The sequence below is a fragment of the Nostoc sp. genome, from assembly GCF_036918015.1.
Taxonomy (GTDB): Bacteria; Cyanobacteriota; Cyanobacteriia; order Cyanobacteriales; family Nostocaceae; genus Nostoc.
In genome coordinates, this window is the sequence record NZ_JBALEO010000007.1 from 68,100 (window position 1) to 85,047 (window position 16,948).

Consider the following 16,948-nt stretch of genomic DNA (forward strand, 5'->3'; position numbering starts at 1 on the left):
CTACCCCAGAGCATGTTGGTCAACTCTAGTATCCTTCCCGGAAATTACCTCAACTGTGCGGAATCCAAGCACCGCCAACAGATTATTTTCAGGGAGCTTGACGGGAGCAGGTTGATCGCCGTGACCTGGAGCGGGGAGAGGATAGGCAGTCGCCGCAGCGGCGTGGAAGCGAATATTGCCTTCGCTATGCTCAATCACTTGATGGATATGCCCCGTTAACACTGTTACCGATGCAAAGCGAGATAGCAGTGAAAGCAACTTAGCAGAATCGGCAGTTGCCCATCCCCATTTGGGATAAAGGTCATATAGAGGAATATGGCTGAAAACAACTAGAGGCGTATCTTGTTTCTGCGTTGCCAAATCTTTGGAGAGCAAATCCAGTTGCGCCTCACCTAGTTTGCCTGTGCCGGTTGCCCCAAAGTCCAGCACATTGGTCAAGGAGACAAAGTGTATTCCCGCTTGATCCCAAACCTGTAAACCCTCTTTGACATCCTTTCGGTTAAAAGCTTCGTCATAGGCTTTGCCGCGATCGCCAATCGTATCGTGTTCCCCTGGTAGAGTAAACAGTGGGACTTTCAATTGGGAAAGCAGTTGTTTCGCCAGATCGAATTCTTCTGGTTTAGATAAATGGGAGATGTCTCCGGTGTGAATGACAAAGGCGGGTGGAGTGGGTAAGGCATTGATCGCATCGATCGTTTTCTGAAGCGTATCGGTCACGTGTTCATTTGCAGGTTTTTTGAAGCCGATGTGCGTATCGCTAATTTGAACGAAGGAAAACGGTGAAGTCGTAAATGATTTTTGAGCATTTGGTTCTCCCACCTGACAGGCAGTTAATAAGCCATTTGCACCAACAGCCCACACAATGCCAAGTCCTGTCCAGCCCACGTGTTCAATAAATTTTCTGCGTTGCATTGGTATTCCTCTGGTTAGTTTTTCTTATTTGTTACCGTCAACGTCCCTTTCATAAAGGGATGAACTGAGCAAATATAGGGATAGGTTCCCGGTTTGGTAGCGGTGTAGTTCCAGGTTTGATTGGTATCCAGTGCTTTAGAGTTGAAAGTACCATCCGTAGCCGTCGCCGTGTGGGGTTCTTCATCGACATTGATAAACTGAACAGTTTTACCAACAGCGATCGCCAAATTCGCTGGCTCAAATTTGAAATTACGAATTTTGACCGTAGTATCGGCAGTTTGTTGGCTAGTTTGGGGTTGCTCCTTGGGTTGATTTTTCATCGCCATTGGTTGGTTCGTCATTGCCTTATGGTTCGGACTACAGGATGACAACGACAACAGGATTACCAGAAAGGCACTGGCGATCGCTATGAAAAAATAAGAAATGTATTTCATGAGCGTTCTTTTATCCGCTTTGGTTGCTGGCGTTTAGCAAACAGTCCGGTCAGCGAGAGTCCGGTAGCCACTAAGCCAATCAGACCTAGCCCATTCAAAACTGGCAAAATGGCATCAAGTTTGAAGATTTGGAAGGTGTGAACAGTGATTAAAAATGCAGCAAGCTCTTCTTGATGCAACCATGTGTCGGCGATGGCAATGCTAATGCCAGTCAGAGCAGTAAAGAGTAACGGCAAACAAAAGAGTGTAGCAATTAGCCGATGGTACTTGCGAAATGTGTTTTTCATCATATTGATTCAGTAACGCCAGTTTTTTAGTCTGCTGTAAATTCTTGCAATTGATTTTCAAGGTTATGGCGATAGCCTCGATCGCTTAACGTTTGCTCAGGTAGTCGATTCGCTTTGACAGCAGCTTGAATAATGTCTTGAGCCGTGATTGTTCCAGACGCGATCGCCGACATCAATGCACCATTGCTGGGAATGTTTTGGTCTTTCAAGTAGCCTTGATACGCCAGATAAGCCAGATTAAAAGGCTTGAGTTGGTTTCCAGAGGGTTGATTTGCCGCGTAGGGATTGAGGCTGATTGGTAAGGTTTGAGCCTGCGCCGCAGCAGGCAAAATGGTGGCAGAGAGAAGCAATGTTGTTAACAGCACAGAAATAGAGCGTCGCATAGAATTACCTTTGAGATCGGTTATTTGGCTACAGCGGTTTTACTGACCTTCAATGCATGGATGCAGCACAAACTTTCAAGCAAATTGGTCGAATCCAAACTGCTAAAAGTGCAAAATATGACATACCAAAGAAGGGGATTGCGGATTGACGATATAAATTTCGTCGGGGCATTCCAGTTTTAAAAGCTGTAGGAGTTGGTAGGTAAACAATTAGCGTGATTTCAGGAATTTAGTTGCAACTTATGCCTGGAAAGAATGCTAACTGGCTTACTTACTTTTCTCTACCTTTAAGACGACTGGGAACCAATTTTGGATTTAAAATCTTCAAATACCCTTGCTAGACTGATGTTCACGGTTCATTCGGTTTGAGGCGTAATAGCAATCAGAACGAAATAACTTACTTCTGCAAAATTTCGACGCTAAACTCATCTAATTAGCTTCACCAATCGTTTTAGAAATGAAAGTAAGTTTGCTCTATACTCAAAAGTTGTGAAATCAGGATTGGCACTCACATTGCAAGATGCATTGGGCATTTTTGCAGAGAAATTAGCCTCGGTCTATTCACCTGAATCTATGGATCTAAGTTCTCCCGATCGCCATTCATCAGAACCGTCATCCTCCAGCGATGCCGCACTTTTGGATGACCTGAAGGCAAAGCAACCAACGGCGTTAAGGTGTCTCTACGAGCGCTACGGCAGTGTGGTGTATGGAGTTGCACTGAAAGTTTTGCAAAGCCAGCCGGAAGCCGAAGACCTAACCCAGGAAATTTTTCTATCATTATGGCAGCGTCCGGTTGACCCTGCTCGCCACGGTCATTTGATGCGCTACCTGATTGTCATGACTAGATCGCGGGCGATCGACAAATTGCGATCGCGCAGTCGCACTCTTAATTTGGTGCAACGTTGGGGGCAGAATATCACTGCCGCACCCCCCGCGCCTACTCCGGTTGAGCAGGCTGTTTTCAATGAGCGATCGCAGCAAGTGCGGCAGGCATTGACCCAGCTTTCAGATCAGCAACGACAGGTGATTGAACTGGCGTATGATGCCGGACTGAGCCAATCAGAAATTGCCCAACAACTGCATAAACCCCTGGGAAGCGTGAAAAGCTGGACTCGCCAGGGACTCTTGAAACTGAAGCAACTTTTACAACACTCCATTGACTAAGGTTATGACTGAAAACGACTCATGATACAAGCCCCTAAATTTATTTATGGGGATCATTAATTTTGAATTTTGAATTTTGAATTCGGAGCGAAGCGACGTGACTGAACCCCTTACTCCTCAAGCAATCGAAACCTTGGCAGCAGGCTATGTTGTGGGCGACCTCGATCGCGCCGAAGTAGAAGTTTTCGAGCAACTGCTGGCAGAAAATCCCGCATTAGTGGCAGAAGTGAAGCGGCTTCAGGCAACCTTAGACCAGGTTGTTTACAGCTTAAACAGCGTTGAACCGCCTCCCCATCTCCAATCTGCCATTCTGGCTGCCACTACCACGACTTTCCAACCCTCCCAGAAACCGTCTCGCTTCCTCTGGTACACCGTCATGGGTAGTGTCGCGGCACTCCTAATTCTGTATTTAGGAGTAGATAACTATCGCTTGCGACAGGATTTCCGTATGGCTCAAGATATCAATACCCTACTGCAACAGTCCCAGACACAACTGTTCTCTCTCAAGGCTGTGAATGCGTCGGATACTGCTGCGGGTAGCTTTGTAGTGAATCTAGGACAACGACAGGGGATTCTAGCCGTGCAAAATCTGGTGGCTCCCCCTACAGGGAAAGTCTATCGACTTTGGGCGATCGCTGATGGCGAAAAAATTCCCTGTGGTACTCTGAAAATTAATCCCCAGGGAAAGGTGCTAGATAAATTTTGGATGCCTGCCGACTTTTATGACACAGGTATCTCTGGATTATTCGTGACTTTGGAATTGTCTGAAACTAGCCGTTATCCAACCGGAACTATCGTGATGCAGAGTAACTCATCGACCCATATCTAACCTCAGTAACTCACGCTCTATCCCGAATGCGGACTTAGCAGCGTGATGTAGTATGCAATGGGGAATCCTAATCGCTGGGTTCTGATTAATGGGACTTAGGGATTTCCAAGAAATAAATTATCCAAAGAAACGTAGATGCTTCTCTACGAGACGCTACGCGAACGGCTTGCCGCAGGCTACCACAGAGGCGCAGAGAACACAGAGAGAGGAGAAATAGAGAGGGTTTTATGTCCGTTTTAGGACAATACAGTTCAGATAAGCCCAAAACACTTGTAGAGACGGCGATTTATCGCGTCTTAAAAACCCAGAATTGTTGCCAGTAGCCCTTAACTGAACCGTATTGCGTTTTAGGATATTTTTTATTTGGAAGTCCCTTATACCATTTCTTTGTGAGGCTGCGCCAAATTTTCTTTCTTCCTTTGTGTCCTTTGCGCCCTTTGCGGTTCGTTCCTTATATAATTTGGCGCATCTTTATATAGACAAAAAATACCCAAAAAAGAGCCTCAAACAAGTGTTCGTTGGTAATTAATCCCACAGCATTAACCAATCCAGCACCGATAATTGCGGAGGTGGGAGCCAAGAGTTAGTTATTTACCAGAACAGTAGCTATTAATTTCGTTGACTATTGAACTTTCTTCGCTACTACTTTTTTGCAGAGATACCAAAAAGCCCTTTGCTGCTGGTAGATTCTTTTTATCTATGGCTGTTGCTGCATTATTCAATTCCTTGCTGATGTTCTGATAGAGTGTGAGAAAGCGTCCTTGGAAACCTTGCAATTTTTCATCTTTAACTTCTAGTGCTTTCATCTCTGTGGCAAGTGGGTCTATCTTACCAGCAAGTTCAGTTAGAGCTTTGGAACCTTTTGCTGGATTGGGATTTTTCGCGAATTGCTGACCTAGAGTAGATGCCTGATTGGCAACCTTGATGACTTTATTACATTGAGCAACTTTACTTTCTCCACAACCTGCAAATAATAAAGCGATCGCAGTAGTAACTGAAAGTATAAAACTTTGCTTGAATACGCGTTGCATAGGTTCTATGATCTCCAACTATATTTAGTGAAAGTTGGACAGTAGAAATGGATGGTTAGAGAAAATACTTTTTCTAAAAAGAATATTTATTTCTGTTTTTAACTTTCTTTCTGCCCTGTTACTTTATACTTCATTTTTTCGATAATGCGTATGTAATTATACGTAAATATCCCAATTTTAAATTAGATAGTCGTGTCGTCCTTTACTCTACCAATTTTGGAATTAATCTCAGTGTTGGAGTCGTATTTTCTGTAACATTCTTTGATTCCCATAACATCTGGTGGTATTCAATCTTGCGCCAAGGTTCAACCATATCGTTGTAGTGGCTATGGAAAGCATGGCCTGATTGTCCAGGGGTGTGAATTGCTACTGAGTTATCTAAATTTCCTAAATCTACAATCATCCGCAGTGAAGGAATATCAGTCACTTCAAAGGATTTATTTGCTCTCCAGCGATTAGCATTCACTGTTTCGCCGTTGCCAGATGTAGCAAATGCACCACGATTAAATAAAGCTTCAATCGGTGCAACCCCAGATTTACCCAAGGTGGCATTCCGAAAAGTAATGGTATGCAGCTTGCCCCAATTCCAGTTTTTCTGGTCTTTGCTTTGAATTCGTTCTAGTTCATCCACGGCTTTTATAAAGGATTGCCGCAGGATTTGGTCGCGGTTCTCAACTTTTGGGGTGTTGCGGTTGTCCCACCAAGAACTGTTGGGCTGTTTGACCAGATTTGCTACCACAGCATACCAGCGATCGCCTCCATCAGGAAAGTACTTTTCAGGCAACTGATCGTGAAATGTATCTGCTAGCAAGTGTTTCCAGAATACTTCAAATAAAGCAGCAGCAGGCGATGTCATTTCCAACTGCAAATTCCAATCTTGCAGTAGTTTTTGGGCTGCTTGTAAGCGGGGTGTATCAACAGTGATAGATTTTAATAGTGGCACTAATGTCTGTGCATTTAAATTGCGATCGTCACCCTGTATCTGCTGCACATCCTTTAAAGAAATTGGCTGCGTTTGTTGTGAAATCATTTCAACGATGCGCTTTGCTCGGTAGCCATAAACCCAATCTGCGGTAATCAGGTAAGGATATTCACGCATAACTAAATTATTGGCAGTAGCAATATAACCTTGAGGTGGATTAAAACTTTTGGGCAATTTCTCAAAGTCAATATAGCCTTGCCACTCATATTCATCCGTCCAACCAGGAACGGGATAACGCCCATCTCCTTTAGCGCGGATGGGGAATTTACCAGGCATTTGGTAGCCAATATTGCCATCAATGTCAGCGTAAACCAAGTTTTGAGCCGGGACATCATAGTTACTAGCAGCAGTGCGGAATTCTTGCCAGTTTTGGGCGCGATTGATTTGGGGAATAGCATACGCTAGTTTGGCAGGTGCTAGGGCTGTCCAGCGCAGGGCTACGGCGTAGTTTTGGGGTATTTCTAACGGCTGACTTGGCTTGAATTGCTTCAGATTTGGCGAAACATCAGAGAGAATCGGCCCATGTCGGGTATAGCGTACCGTTTGGACAATCGGCTGACTTCCGGCTACTTGAATCGTCTCTTGTACGAGTTGCATATCAACCCATTTGCCATTGACCTCATACTGATTAGGGTTATTTGGGTTGATTTTCTCGATGTATAAATCCATTACATCAGATTGTACATTGGTGACACCCCAGGCAATGCGATCGCTATGACCGATAATTATCCCAATCATTCCCGCAAAGGAAAAGCCAGAAACGTTGTAGGGACATTCTGCACTCTTCGGTGTGCAGTGCAAACCAACCTCGTACCAAATAGAGGGAATTTGCACACCTAAATGGGGGTCATTCGCCAAAATGGGCTTACCTGTAGCCGTCCGCTGACCAGATATTACCCAGTTATTTGAGCCAATACCTATTCCCGTAGGCCCGATGAGTTTTTCTAAAGCTATCATCGGCTTAGTAATTGACTCTAAAGCAGGTAATGCCTCTGGAGAATTGAGAAGTACTTCAACATTATTGTTCCTTCCTTCCTCTGCTTCTCCTGTTCCTTGCTGAAACTCAGGTAAAATAACTGGCAAGTCTTGAGGGTATGGTGGGAAAAGTTCCTCTACTTGAGCAGGAGTAAGAGTTTTGAGCAAAATAGCACGTTCAATTTCACTCTCGAAATTTCTGCCCAAGTCGTAAGCCATTACCTTACCCCAAGTCAGAGAATGCAGTATTTGCCAAGGTTCTGGCTTATACCCAGGATTGAGAAACTTTAGCACAGCGTATTCTAGACTCATGGCGCTACCTTGATGCTCTGTCAAATAGGCATTGACACCATCGGCATAAGCTTCCAGGTATGCCTTCATCTCTGCATTAATTTCCTGAATTTCTTGCTGCGCCACCCTTGCCCAACCCATTGTCCGCAGATATTTATCAGTGTCAACTTGAGAAGAACCAAACATTTCTGAGAGTCGCCCAGAACCAATGTGTCGCCAAAAGTCCATTTGCCAAAAGCGATCTTGGGCGTGGATATAACCTTGCGCCATAAATAAATCGTGGGAGTTGGCAGCATAAATATGGGGAATTCCCCATTTATCACGCTGGATGGTTACTTCGGCTTTCAGTTCGGGTAGTTGAATTGTGCCACTCTCTTGCGGAAAGGATTGGCGCACGGTGTAGGTAGCAAATCCCACTAACAATAGCCCTAACACTAACAGGAAAATCAGAGTAATTTTGAGTCTTTTACGTAACCAACCCTTCCTGGAGTTTTTCATTGGAGATTCCCGTGGCATTGTTTATAAAAGTGCAATCTACCCATTGAAAATACACCTACCTGAGTACACTGCTAAAATTTTGTTGTACTAGCTGCCAGTAGAACAATAGTATCGCTCTCCTATTTTCCAAAGCTGGAGTGCAACCATTAGAAAGATAATGCCTGCGATTGGCGAGACATAACAAAACCACAAGGGCACTAAAAAAGCATCTTCTTTTTCAAGTACTGCAAGTAAAGGAAAATAACTGACGCAAGCAAGCGGTATCAAGAAAGTAAAGAATCGCTGAAACCACTTGCTATAAATTGCAAGAGGGTACTGAGCCGTTTCGACTCCTCCATAAGTGAGGATATTCATAATTTCGAGAGATTCAATAGTCCAGAAAGTGATGGTTGCTTGCATAATGACAATGCCAACAAAGAGCGCAACCCCACCAAAAAATGAAGTGCCCAAAAGCCATAAAGTTTTAAAAGTTAAAGGTATGTGGAGAGATGAAAGTGACCACCCCATAACAACCATTCCTTGAAAAAATCTTCCGATTCGTTTCAAAGTAAACTCTTTACCTAAAAGCTGAAGTGCTGTAGTGCGTGGACGAACAAGTAAACGGTCGAAGTCTCCACTTTTAATTATTGTTGTAAATGAGTCAAAGCCTCTTCCAAGAGCATCAGCACAAGCAAAAGAAATATTAATTATTCCATAAAATAGAGCAACTTCATTTAAAGTCCACGTACCAATACTATTAAAACGACTAAAAAGTGCCCAGACTCCAAAAAATTCAACAGCAGTTCCTAAAAGCTGCCCTATTACTTGCAGCCAAAAGGAAACTTTGTACTGCATTTGCGACTTAAAAGATACAGAAATATATCGAAGGTAAAGCAAAAAATCATTCATAGTCGCTTTGCAATTTTTATCTAACATAAATTAGCTAATACCAATTCTGTATAAAGATGCGCCAAATTATATTAGGACTTACGCAAAAATTGCTGAAAAGCCTAATTTATCGAACCGCCAAGACGCCAAGAACGCCAAGAATTCGTAAAGCGTGCGTAAGTCCATATATAAGGAACGAACCGCAAAGGACACAAAGGAAGAAAGAAAATTTGGCGCAGCCTCACAAAGAAATGGTATAACCTATCTTCCTACTTGAAAAATTACGAATTACGAATTACGAATTACGAATTACGAATTACGAATTACGAATTACGAACTATATACTTATCCTCCTTGAATTACAAGCTTTTTGATGCCATATTTCACAAGTACACGCCCAAGGATAATAATGACAACTATCCAAAAAGCTTGATGCAGCACAACATTGAATAGGGCATTTGGTTGAAGATTACCAGTAAAAAGACGAAAAGGTTTGTCGATAAGTCCTGAAAAAGGAAGTGCATTCAAAAAAGGCTTGCTCCACTCAGGAAAAAGTGGCAAAGGAACAATCATGCCAGAGAAGATAGTAACAAGAGTAGGTAGAATACTATTAATTCCCTCGCCCGAAATTGTCCACATAATTGATACAGTCAGAAGCATAGTTAATGCAGACGAAAGTAAAATTGCGCCAATAAAAGAGATAAGAAAGGCAACAAAAGAAGCAAAGGAGGGTGGAAAAGAAAGCGACCATTCATCAAGCCCCAAAAGGGGAAAAATAAAAATTGTGACACCAAGAAGCGGAATAGCACGAAGTATCAGGGGCGTTGTGCGAAGTGCCAAAGCGCGGGTAAACCAAAAATTATAAAGGTCTGTAGGTCGGAGAAGATCGTATCCGACAGCACCAGTTCGGATGAGTTCTTGAATATCTCTATCACCTCCCCAAGGGACAATCGCCATCAGAAACGCCTGTCCCAGCCAGACATATCCTACAGCTTGTTGAAAAGTGATAGGTTGAGCAGAGGTTGTATGAGTAAAGAATGCCTGTAAAACCATTACTTTCACTAACCCCCAGAAAAGCTGAGTTCCAATACCTGCCAAAGCAGCAGCACGGTATTGCAACAGCAGGGTAAATCTAGCAACAAATAGTGACCAATATGCTTTCATGGGACAATTCCGGCTGAAATTGCATAAAGTTCAGCAACTATCTCTTCAATGGGTGGATTTTCCACAAAAAGATCCTCTACTTCGTGTTGTGAGGTAACTTGGCTAATTAAAGACGCAGCAGAAAGCTTTGTGGGATCGAAGGCTAGAGTTACGGTGCGACCTTCTTTAGAGATAATACTGACTCCTTCTTTTTCAAAGAAGAAATCATCGTTTGCTAGGTCGATTCTTAAGTACCGACGCGAGGAAACTTGAGAACGCAGTGCTTCTAGAGTTCCATCACAAAGGATCTCACCTCCACCAATAATAATTATGCGATCGCACAATGCTTCGATATCATCCATATCATGGGTAGTCAGGATGGTGGTCACTTGATGAGTTTTATTCAGCGCTTTGATAAATTTTCTGACTGCAAGCTTGGAAACTGCATCAAGCCCGATGGTGGGTTCATCAAGAAAAAGAATTTCCGGTCTGTGAAGCATTGCGGCTGCAAAGTCACATCGCATCCTTTGACCAAGGCTTAACTGTCTCACCGGAGTCGAGAGAAAGCTTCCAAGACCAAGCAAATCAATCATTTCTTCGCGTGTCTGGCGATACTCCGATTGGGGAACGCGATAAATATCCCGCAGCAAATCGAAAGACTCAATTACTGGCAAATCCCACCAAAGTTGTGTTCTTTGACCAAACACTACACCGATACGATTAACGTGCTTAATTCGATCTTTCCAAGGAGTTCGTCCGCCAATTAGGCATTTTCCACTGGAAGGTACGAGAATACCGCTTAAAATTTTAATCGTAGTCGATTTCCCAGCCCCATTTGGGCCAATGTATCCTACAAGTTCTCCCCGTTCCAGGGAAAACGAAACTCCTTTGAGGGCATAAACTTCTTTTGTTTTTCGCTGCACAAGTCCTCGTATTGAACCGAAAAGCCCAGAGGAACGTTCAGACACAAAGAAAGTCTTCCTGAGATTTTCGACAAGAATGTGAGACATATTTTGTTAGTCTGTTATTGCGAAGAAAGGCAGGGGGCAGTGTTTCGACTACGCTCAACAACCAGGCAGGGGGCAATAAAATGGGCTTGGCGGATTAAGAATTGTGTTGGTAGAGGTAGCTGGGGTGAGTAATGTCGGAGCGATCGCTAGAGGAATGAAAAATTTCGAGATATACCATTTAATAATAAGTAAATTGCCAATGCAATACCCATACCAAGAATCACCCTAGAAGTATCAATCTACATTCCAATACAAAGAAATACTCCCTCGGCAAATGCATTGTAGGATTAGCATAAGAAGAGGGAGAAATGAAGTATTATTGCTAATGATTAAAATCTGTTGCGGAACTTCTATTAAGTACCCGTAGGTAAATATATTTGATATTTTTCTTCAGCTATCGTGACATCTGGACAAACAGTCAGGATTCAAATACCAACTTATAACCAGTTAGCAGGTTCCAGTTCTAATCAGGTTGTAATTGTCAATTCACATTTTTGACCTGACATCAGACGCGCTTTAATCTGGTTTTGTCCAGTCGTGGTCGCGCAGATAGTATTCAAAGTCGCTTGAGGAAGGAAAGTCACGTTTCAACTGTGCTAAATCCGCTCCGTAGCCGACATTCTCAAACCAGCGATACATAATGGTCACTTCCTCCCCAGCTTGCTGCTCAAACGCTTCAAACGGAATTTGCTGGTATTCGACAGTTTTGCCCAACACGAGGCTGAACGCGGCAGCGATTTCTGGCATGGTCATCTCCACACTGGCGACTTCGATTTCGTGGTTCAAGAACTCGGCGGGGCGATCGAATACCTCAGCGACCATTGCCCCGTAATCTTCTTCAGAAAGTTGCTGCAATTTTGTTTCAGGACTAAGCGGTTGGGAGAGCGTGCCCTGCTCCACCATTGGACGCATTGAGGCGTAGTTGTAAAAGAAGAAAACTGGACGCATGATTGTGTAGGGCAAACCAAGCGATCGAACGTACTCTTCGACAGTAAATTTACTGTCGAAATGGGGAATGCCCGTGTTGCGTTCGGCGCTGCCCACAGAACTGTAGACGAAATGCTGAATGCCTGCCGATGAAGCTGCGTCTGCAACGCTTTTACCATCTCGGATCTCGGCTTCTAATCCACCTTCTTTAAGAAAGGTCTGCAACGAAAAAACGCCATAAGCACCTTCCAAAGCGCGATCAACGGAAGCGCGATCGCTGAAGTCTCCTGTTACGAGCTCTGCCCCCGCTTGTTGGAGTGCTTGGGCGGCGGGCTTGTTTGGATCGCGCACAAAGGCACGCACCTTGAAGTTACCGCGCTTTAAAAGATGACGCGCCACTGCGCCGCCCTGATTGCCCGTGGCTCCGGTGACTAAGATAATTTGTTCTGCTGTTGTTTGCTGTGTCATGTCTGTTTTTTTTATGCTGTTTGTGTGTTTGAAATTTATCTTGTCTAAACAGTAACTTGTACAGCAAAAGAGAAAAAGTAGTTAAAATTCAAAACAGTTATGCAAAAAATTCAAAGATGCGTTTCGGTTAATGGACAAGCTGAAAAGCCTGATGATTTTTATCCGCTCCGCTCAATCTGGCAGCTTTTCGGAAGCAGCACGACACTTAGGTATGGCTCCTTCAGCCGTGAGTCGAGCCGTATTGCGCTTGGAAGATGACTTGGGGGTGCGCTTGCTCCAGCGAACAACTCGCAGTTTGACCCTGACCGAAGATGGCAACCGATTTTATCAACGCTGTCAGCAAATTCTCAACGATTTGGAAGAAGCCGAACTCGAAGTCAAACAATCGCAATCAATGCCGCTTGGAACATTGCGGCTCGATCTGAGCTTTGTGTTTGGCAAAATACATATCGCTCCGGCTCTGCTGCAATTTATCACACAATATCCAAAGCTAAATCTGAATGTTTCTTTTAACGATCGCACGATCGATCTGATTGAGGAAGGTATTGACGCGACAGTGCGGATTGGAATGAGCAGTGATAGCCGTTTAATCATGCACCATCTGGCAACTGCACGCTACATCACTTGTGCCTCGCCGCAGTATCTTGCCCAGTATGGCACGCCCACAACACCCACAGAACTTTTGCAGCATCGCTGTGTCAACTTTATCTATCCACAGACTGGGCGAGAGCCTAAATGGAAGTTTGAACAAGATGGAAAAGCGATTGACCTTTCTGTTGACAGTTATCTGCGATTCGATAATTCAGAAGTCATTTTAGAGGCGGTCATTCAAGGAGCCGGTGTAGTTCAATTTCCCAAATTTATCGCAGCCAAAGCGATCGCGCGTGGAGACCTCCAACCAATTCTTCAATCCTACGCGACCCAAGTTGGATTACCGATCTCCGTGTTGTACCCGCAAAAACGCTATCTCTGTGCTAAAGTTCGCGTCTTTGTTGAGTTTATGACAGAATTGACGGGTGCATTAAAGCGAGTTGATGTTGTAGATTGAAAGCTCGAACCAGTGGAAGAATGACTAGCCCAACGGCAAAGATTGCGCTGAACTGTTTAGACCTGACGCAGGCATTCACTTACACCGCTAAAATGATTTCAAGGAAACTCTTCAGCAGAACTACGATGCTGAAAATTAGTCTGTAAGTACTGGTGCGATCGCAGGAGGCAAAAAATGCGCTTGGCTGGATTAAGAATTGTGTTGGTAGAACCAGCTGGGCCGATAAATATCGGCGCGATCGCTAGGGGAATGAAAAATTTCGAGATATATCATTTAATAATAAGTAAATTGCCAATGCAATCCCCATGCCAAGAATCACCCTAGAAGTATCAGAGGAATTATCTCAACAATTAGCACAAGTAGGCGATCGCTTACCTGAACTACTTGCTTTGAGTCTCCAACAACCAGCTATACCAGCACAAGTTTACCGATATATCTTAGATTTTTTGGCTAGCAACCCCACTCCCGAACAAATTGCTGAATTTAAACCTACTCCCGAAATGCAAGAACGATTGCGTATCTTGCTAACACGAAGTAACGCAGGTGAACTCACACCCACGGAGTTGAAAGAACTAGATGAATATGAACGTATTGAACACTTAGTTGTGATGATTAAAGCAGGTAACTTATCTTATTTGACCAGCTGACTGTGAGTGCAACCTATATTCCGATTGTTCTTCGCCGACTGGTAGAAGAACGCGCAAACTACAGATGTGAATATTGCCAATTACCCGCAGGAGTTGCCTTTTTTGCCCATGAGATTGATCATGTTATTGCTCAAAAGCACGGTGGCGCAACAAATGCTGATAATTTAGCCCTCACCTGCTGGCGATGTAATCGTCATAAAGGCACTGACTTAGGATCTTTCGATCCAGAAACAGGGGCTTTTAGTTTTCTCTTTAACCCACGCACCCAGAAATGGGCTGAACACTTCACATTTTCACAACTGAATCTAGTGGGATTAACGCCTATGGGACGTACAACGATTAGATTACTACAAATAAATAGTGACGAACGACTAGCTGAACGGCAAAGATTGCGCTGAACTGTTCAGACCTGACGCAGGCATTCACTTACACAGCTAAAATGATTTCAAGGAAACTCTTCAGCATAACCACGATGCTGAAAATTAGTCTGTAAGTACTGGTGCGATCGCAGGAGGCAAAAAATGGGCTTGGCTGGATTAAGAATTGTGTTGGTAGAACCAGCTGGGCCGATAAATATCGGCGCGATCGCCAGGGTAATGAAAAATTTCGGTCTATATAATTTAGTATTAGTGAACCCCCAATGCGATCCGCTTTCGACGGAAGCTTTGATGATGGCTGTTCACGCTCAGGAAATTATAGAATCTGCGGTAACAGTGGCAACCTTACCAGAAGCATTGCATGGATGTGTACGGGCGATCGCTACTACTGGTCGCGTTCGCAGTTTAGAAACACCTTTAGAAAATCCTCGCACTGCACTACCCTGGTTACTGGAGGAACCAGAAAAACCCACAGCACTGATTTTTGGCAGAGAAGACCGGGGATTAAGCAATGAAGAATTAAATTATGCACAGCGGTTTGTTGGCATTCCCACAAGTCAAGATTATGTCGCCCTAAATTTGGCTACTGCTGTAGCAATTTGTTGTTATGAATTGTCACAATCTGCCCAAAAACTTGACATTCAAACCTTACCTCAAATTGAACTCGCACCCTTAGATGTTGTGGAAGGATACTACCAGCAATTAGAATCAGTATTACTGAAAATTGGTTATGTATATCCCCATACGGCAGCTAGTCGTATGGGAAAATTTCGCCAATTGTATAATCGCGCTCACTTGAAAACTGGGGAGGTGGCGATGCTGCGAGGAATTTTGCAGCAGGTAGAATGGGCCCTGAAAAACCAGAGGGATAGTGAAAACTTGTAATTATTCGTTTAATATATACGCAATCATCCCCCCAAAATAATTAATATGGCTTAAACTAAACACAAAAATGCTACTTAGTGGCAAAGTGGAATTTGAGTATTAATATTGCTTAAAGATTAAGTTTGGGGTCAAGAGTCGGCAAGAAAACAGTCAAGTCGGTCACAAGGAGTAACGGTGTCAGAATCAAGTGGCGAACTAACAGCTTTCTCGCGGCGTCAACCCTTAAATCGCCGCCAGCAGCCACAAAAAGTTCAAAAAGTGGTCAAAAAGAGAGTTAAAGCTAACAGTCAGCAGCAAACAACAAATGGGCAAGAAGGGGTACTAACACGCCCAAAAAATCAAATTAGCCCTCCCCCAATCCCTGGCGCTACACGTAGGGTAAAATCTGGGTTAGTTATGCCAACGGCAGTAAAACCAATACCTAGTGTCAAGGGAAAAATTCCTCCCTTTCGACCAGGTGCTGTGATGGTTAAAACAGTGCGGATGGAAAAGCCAAAAACAGGCAGACGCTCATCGCGAAAAACCCAGTTAAAGCCAATGGCCAAAACCGTATTGTATGTTTTGCGGTTATTGATTGTGGGTATTGGGATGGGTGCAATTGTTGGCACTGTATTGTCAGTATTAGACCCAGCCAATCGCATCAGCACAAATTCAGCGTCGCAATCTAATAATAATGTTAATAATGTGGCGCGATCGCAGCCACAACCTACCCAAACTCCCCCAGCCGCAGCTTCGAGTCTATACCTATCTCAGGAAATTAACTCTTTGAAAAATGCCGTGCAAAATTTGGCGGCTACCAACCCAAATCTCACACCTGGAATTTTCTTAGTAGATTTAGATACTGGTAATTATGTAGATATCAATGCCTCTACCAGTTTTCCGGCGGCTAGCACGATTAAAGTACCGATTTTGATTGCCTTTTTTCAGGATGTGGACGCGGGGAAGATTCGCCTAGATGATATGCTGACCATGCAACAGGATATGGTAGCCGGCGGTTCGGGAGATTTGCAATACAAACCACCGGGAACTCAGTACGCCGCTTTGGAAGTAGTCACTAAGATGATTACAATCAGCGATAACACGGCGACAAATATGCTGATTGCCCGACTGGGAGGAATGGACGCTTTAAACCAGCGTTTCCGTAGTTGGGGATTGACAGCCACAACAATTCGTAATCAACTCCCAGATTTGCAAGGGACAAACACTACTAGCCCCAAAGAATTAGGGAATTTGATGGCGATTGTAAGTCAAGGAAATTTAGTCAGTATGCCATCACGCGATCTCATGCTTGATATCTTGCGTCGCACCCAAAGAGACACTCTGCTGCCATCAGGTTTGGGGACAGGTGCAAGAGCATACCACAAAACCGGTGATATCGGCACAATGTTAGCAGATACAGGTTTAATTGTTGTTCCAACCGGCAAGCGCTACATAGCCTCTGTCATGGTACAACGTCCAGCCAACGATCCTCGTGCCGAAAAATTGATTAGCTCAATTTCTCGTGCAGCTTACCAAGAGTTTAGCCAGAATGCTGTCACACCAAACAGCTCTACAAACAGTGTACCCGCAAATGGTTATCAGCCCCAGGTTGCGAATCCTGCTTTACCTAACGGTACAACAAGCACTGCACCCATGAGCATTTATCAACCTCCTGTTGTCACTCCTGTACCTAACGGCATGGGAAGTACAGTACCCACAAACGGTTATCAATCTCCAGTTATGAATCCCCAGTATTATCCTCAAAGATAATTTTTAATTCGTAATACTCCCTAAATATGTGAAACTATTAA

At 43.9% G+C, this 16,948-nt stretch carries 17 protein-coding genes; 7 read left to right on the forward strand and 10 right to left on the reverse strand.

Annotated elements, in window-relative coordinates:
- The 4 genes from V7K61_RS01055 to V7K61_RS01070 are packed head-to-tail and all read right to left on the reverse strand — an operon-like array spanning nt 1 to nt 2,016.
- Nucleotides 1–912 carry a metallophosphoesterase family protein gene (locus tag V7K61_RS01055; RefSeq protein WP_335050164.1) on the reverse strand — a complete coding sequence of 304 codons (912 nt, stop codon included), beginning with the start codon at nt 910–912 and terminating at the stop codon, nt 1–3.
- A 14-nt stretch (nt 913–926) separates the two neighbouring features.
- Nucleotides 927–1,346 (reverse strand): cupredoxin domain-containing protein, encoded by a 420-nt coding sequence (locus tag V7K61_RS01060; RefSeq protein WP_335050166.1) that lies wholly within the window; start codon nt 1,344–1,346, stop codon nt 927–929.
- Complete coding sequence (locus V7K61_RS01065) at nt 1,343–1,633, reverse strand: peptidase (RefSeq protein WP_442936285.1); 291 nt, start codon at nt 1,631–1,633, stop codon at nt 1,343–1,345. The genes V7K61_RS01060 and V7K61_RS01065 overlap by 4 nt, the downstream gene beginning before the upstream one ends.
- A 26-nt stretch (nt 1,634–1,659) precedes the next feature.
- A complete protein-coding gene (locus V7K61_RS01070; protein WP_335050170.1) occupies nt 1,660–2,016 on the reverse strand; it encodes a hypothetical protein in 357 nt (118 codons plus the stop codon).
- A gap of 489 nt (nt 2,017–2,505) precedes the next feature.
- Between V7K61_RS01070 and V7K61_RS01075 the strand changes: the two genes are divergently transcribed.
- The gene (locus tag V7K61_RS01075) at nt 2,506–3,180 is read left to right on the forward strand and encodes a sigma-70 family RNA polymerase sigma factor (protein WP_335050172.1); all 675 of its coding nucleotides are present in this window, start codon (nt 2,506–2,508) and stop codon (nt 3,178–3,180) included.
- 97 nt (nt 3,181–3,277) lie between these two features.
- Entirely contained in the window at nt 3,278–4,009 is a 732-nt protein-coding gene (locus V7K61_RS01080) for an anti-sigma factor (RefSeq protein ID WP_335050174.1), read from the forward strand.
- Nucleotides 4,010–4,596: 587 nt separating this feature from the next.
- Here V7K61_RS01080 and V7K61_RS01085 read toward each other — a convergent pair.
- The 6 genes from V7K61_RS01085 to V7K61_RS01115 form a co-directional block, all read right to left on the reverse strand.
- Entirely contained in the window at nt 4,597–5,040 is a 444-nt protein-coding gene (locus V7K61_RS01085; protein WP_335050176.1) for a hypothetical protein, read from the reverse strand.
- A gap of 202 nt (nt 5,041–5,242) precedes the next feature.
- Nucleotides 5,243–7,786 carry a penicillin acylase family protein gene (locus V7K61_RS01090; protein ID WP_335050178.1) on the reverse strand — a complete coding sequence of 848 codons (2,544 nt, stop codon included), beginning with the start codon at nt 7,784–7,786 and terminating at the stop codon, nt 5,243–5,245.
- An 87-nt stretch (nt 7,787–7,873) separates the two neighbouring features.
- Entirely contained in the window at nt 7,874–8,701 is an 828-nt protein-coding gene (locus V7K61_RS01095; protein ID WP_335050180.1) for an ABC transporter permease, read from the reverse strand.
- A gap of 297 nt (nt 8,702–8,998) precedes the next feature.
- Nucleotides 8,999–9,817 carry an ABC transporter permease gene (locus tag V7K61_RS01100; protein ID WP_335050182.1) on the reverse strand — a complete coding sequence of 273 codons (819 nt, stop codon included), beginning with the start codon at nt 9,815–9,817 and terminating at the stop codon, nt 8,999–9,001.
- Entirely contained in the window at nt 9,814–10,806 is a 993-nt protein-coding gene (locus V7K61_RS01105; RefSeq protein ID WP_335050184.1) for an ABC transporter ATP-binding protein, read from the reverse strand. The genes V7K61_RS01100 and V7K61_RS01105 overlap by 4 nt, the downstream gene beginning before the upstream one ends.
- Before the next feature lie 516 nt (nt 10,807–11,322).
- The gene (locus V7K61_RS01115; protein ID WP_335050186.1) at nt 11,323–12,201 is read right to left on the reverse strand and encodes an NmrA/HSCARG family protein; all 879 of its coding nucleotides are present in this window, start codon (nt 12,199–12,201) and stop codon (nt 11,323–11,325) included.
- 130 nt (nt 12,202–12,331) lie between these two features.
- Between V7K61_RS01115 and V7K61_RS01120 the strand changes: the two genes are divergently transcribed.
- From V7K61_RS01120 to V7K61_RS01140, 5 genes are all read left to right on the forward strand, one after another.
- Nucleotides 12,332–13,249: a LysR family transcriptional regulator gene (locus tag V7K61_RS01120; RefSeq protein ID WP_292738891.1), complete on the forward strand. Its 918-nt coding sequence runs from the start codon at nt 12,332–12,334 to the stop codon at nt 13,247–13,249.
- Nucleotides 13,250–13,554: 305 nt separating this feature from the next.
- A complete protein-coding gene (locus V7K61_RS01125) occupies nt 13,555–13,896 on the forward strand; it encodes a hypothetical protein (RefSeq protein ID WP_335050188.1) in 342 nt (113 codons plus the stop codon).
- A 2-nt stretch (nt 13,897–13,898) separates the two neighbouring features.
- Complete coding sequence (locus V7K61_RS01130; protein ID WP_335050190.1) at nt 13,899–14,294, forward strand: HNH endonuclease; 396 nt, start codon at nt 13,899–13,901, stop codon at nt 14,292–14,294.
- 123 nt (nt 14,295–14,417) lie between these two features.
- Complete coding sequence (locus V7K61_RS01135; RefSeq protein ID WP_335050192.1) at nt 14,418–15,158, forward strand: RNA methyltransferase; 741 nt, start codon at nt 14,418–14,420, stop codon at nt 15,156–15,158.
- A 174-nt stretch (nt 15,159–15,332) separates the two neighbouring features.
- Complete coding sequence (locus V7K61_RS01140) at nt 15,333–16,907, forward strand: serine hydrolase (RefSeq protein ID WP_335050194.1); 1,575 nt, start codon at nt 15,333–15,335, stop codon at nt 16,905–16,907.
- The last annotated feature ends 41 nt before the right edge of the window (nt 16,908–16,948 follow it).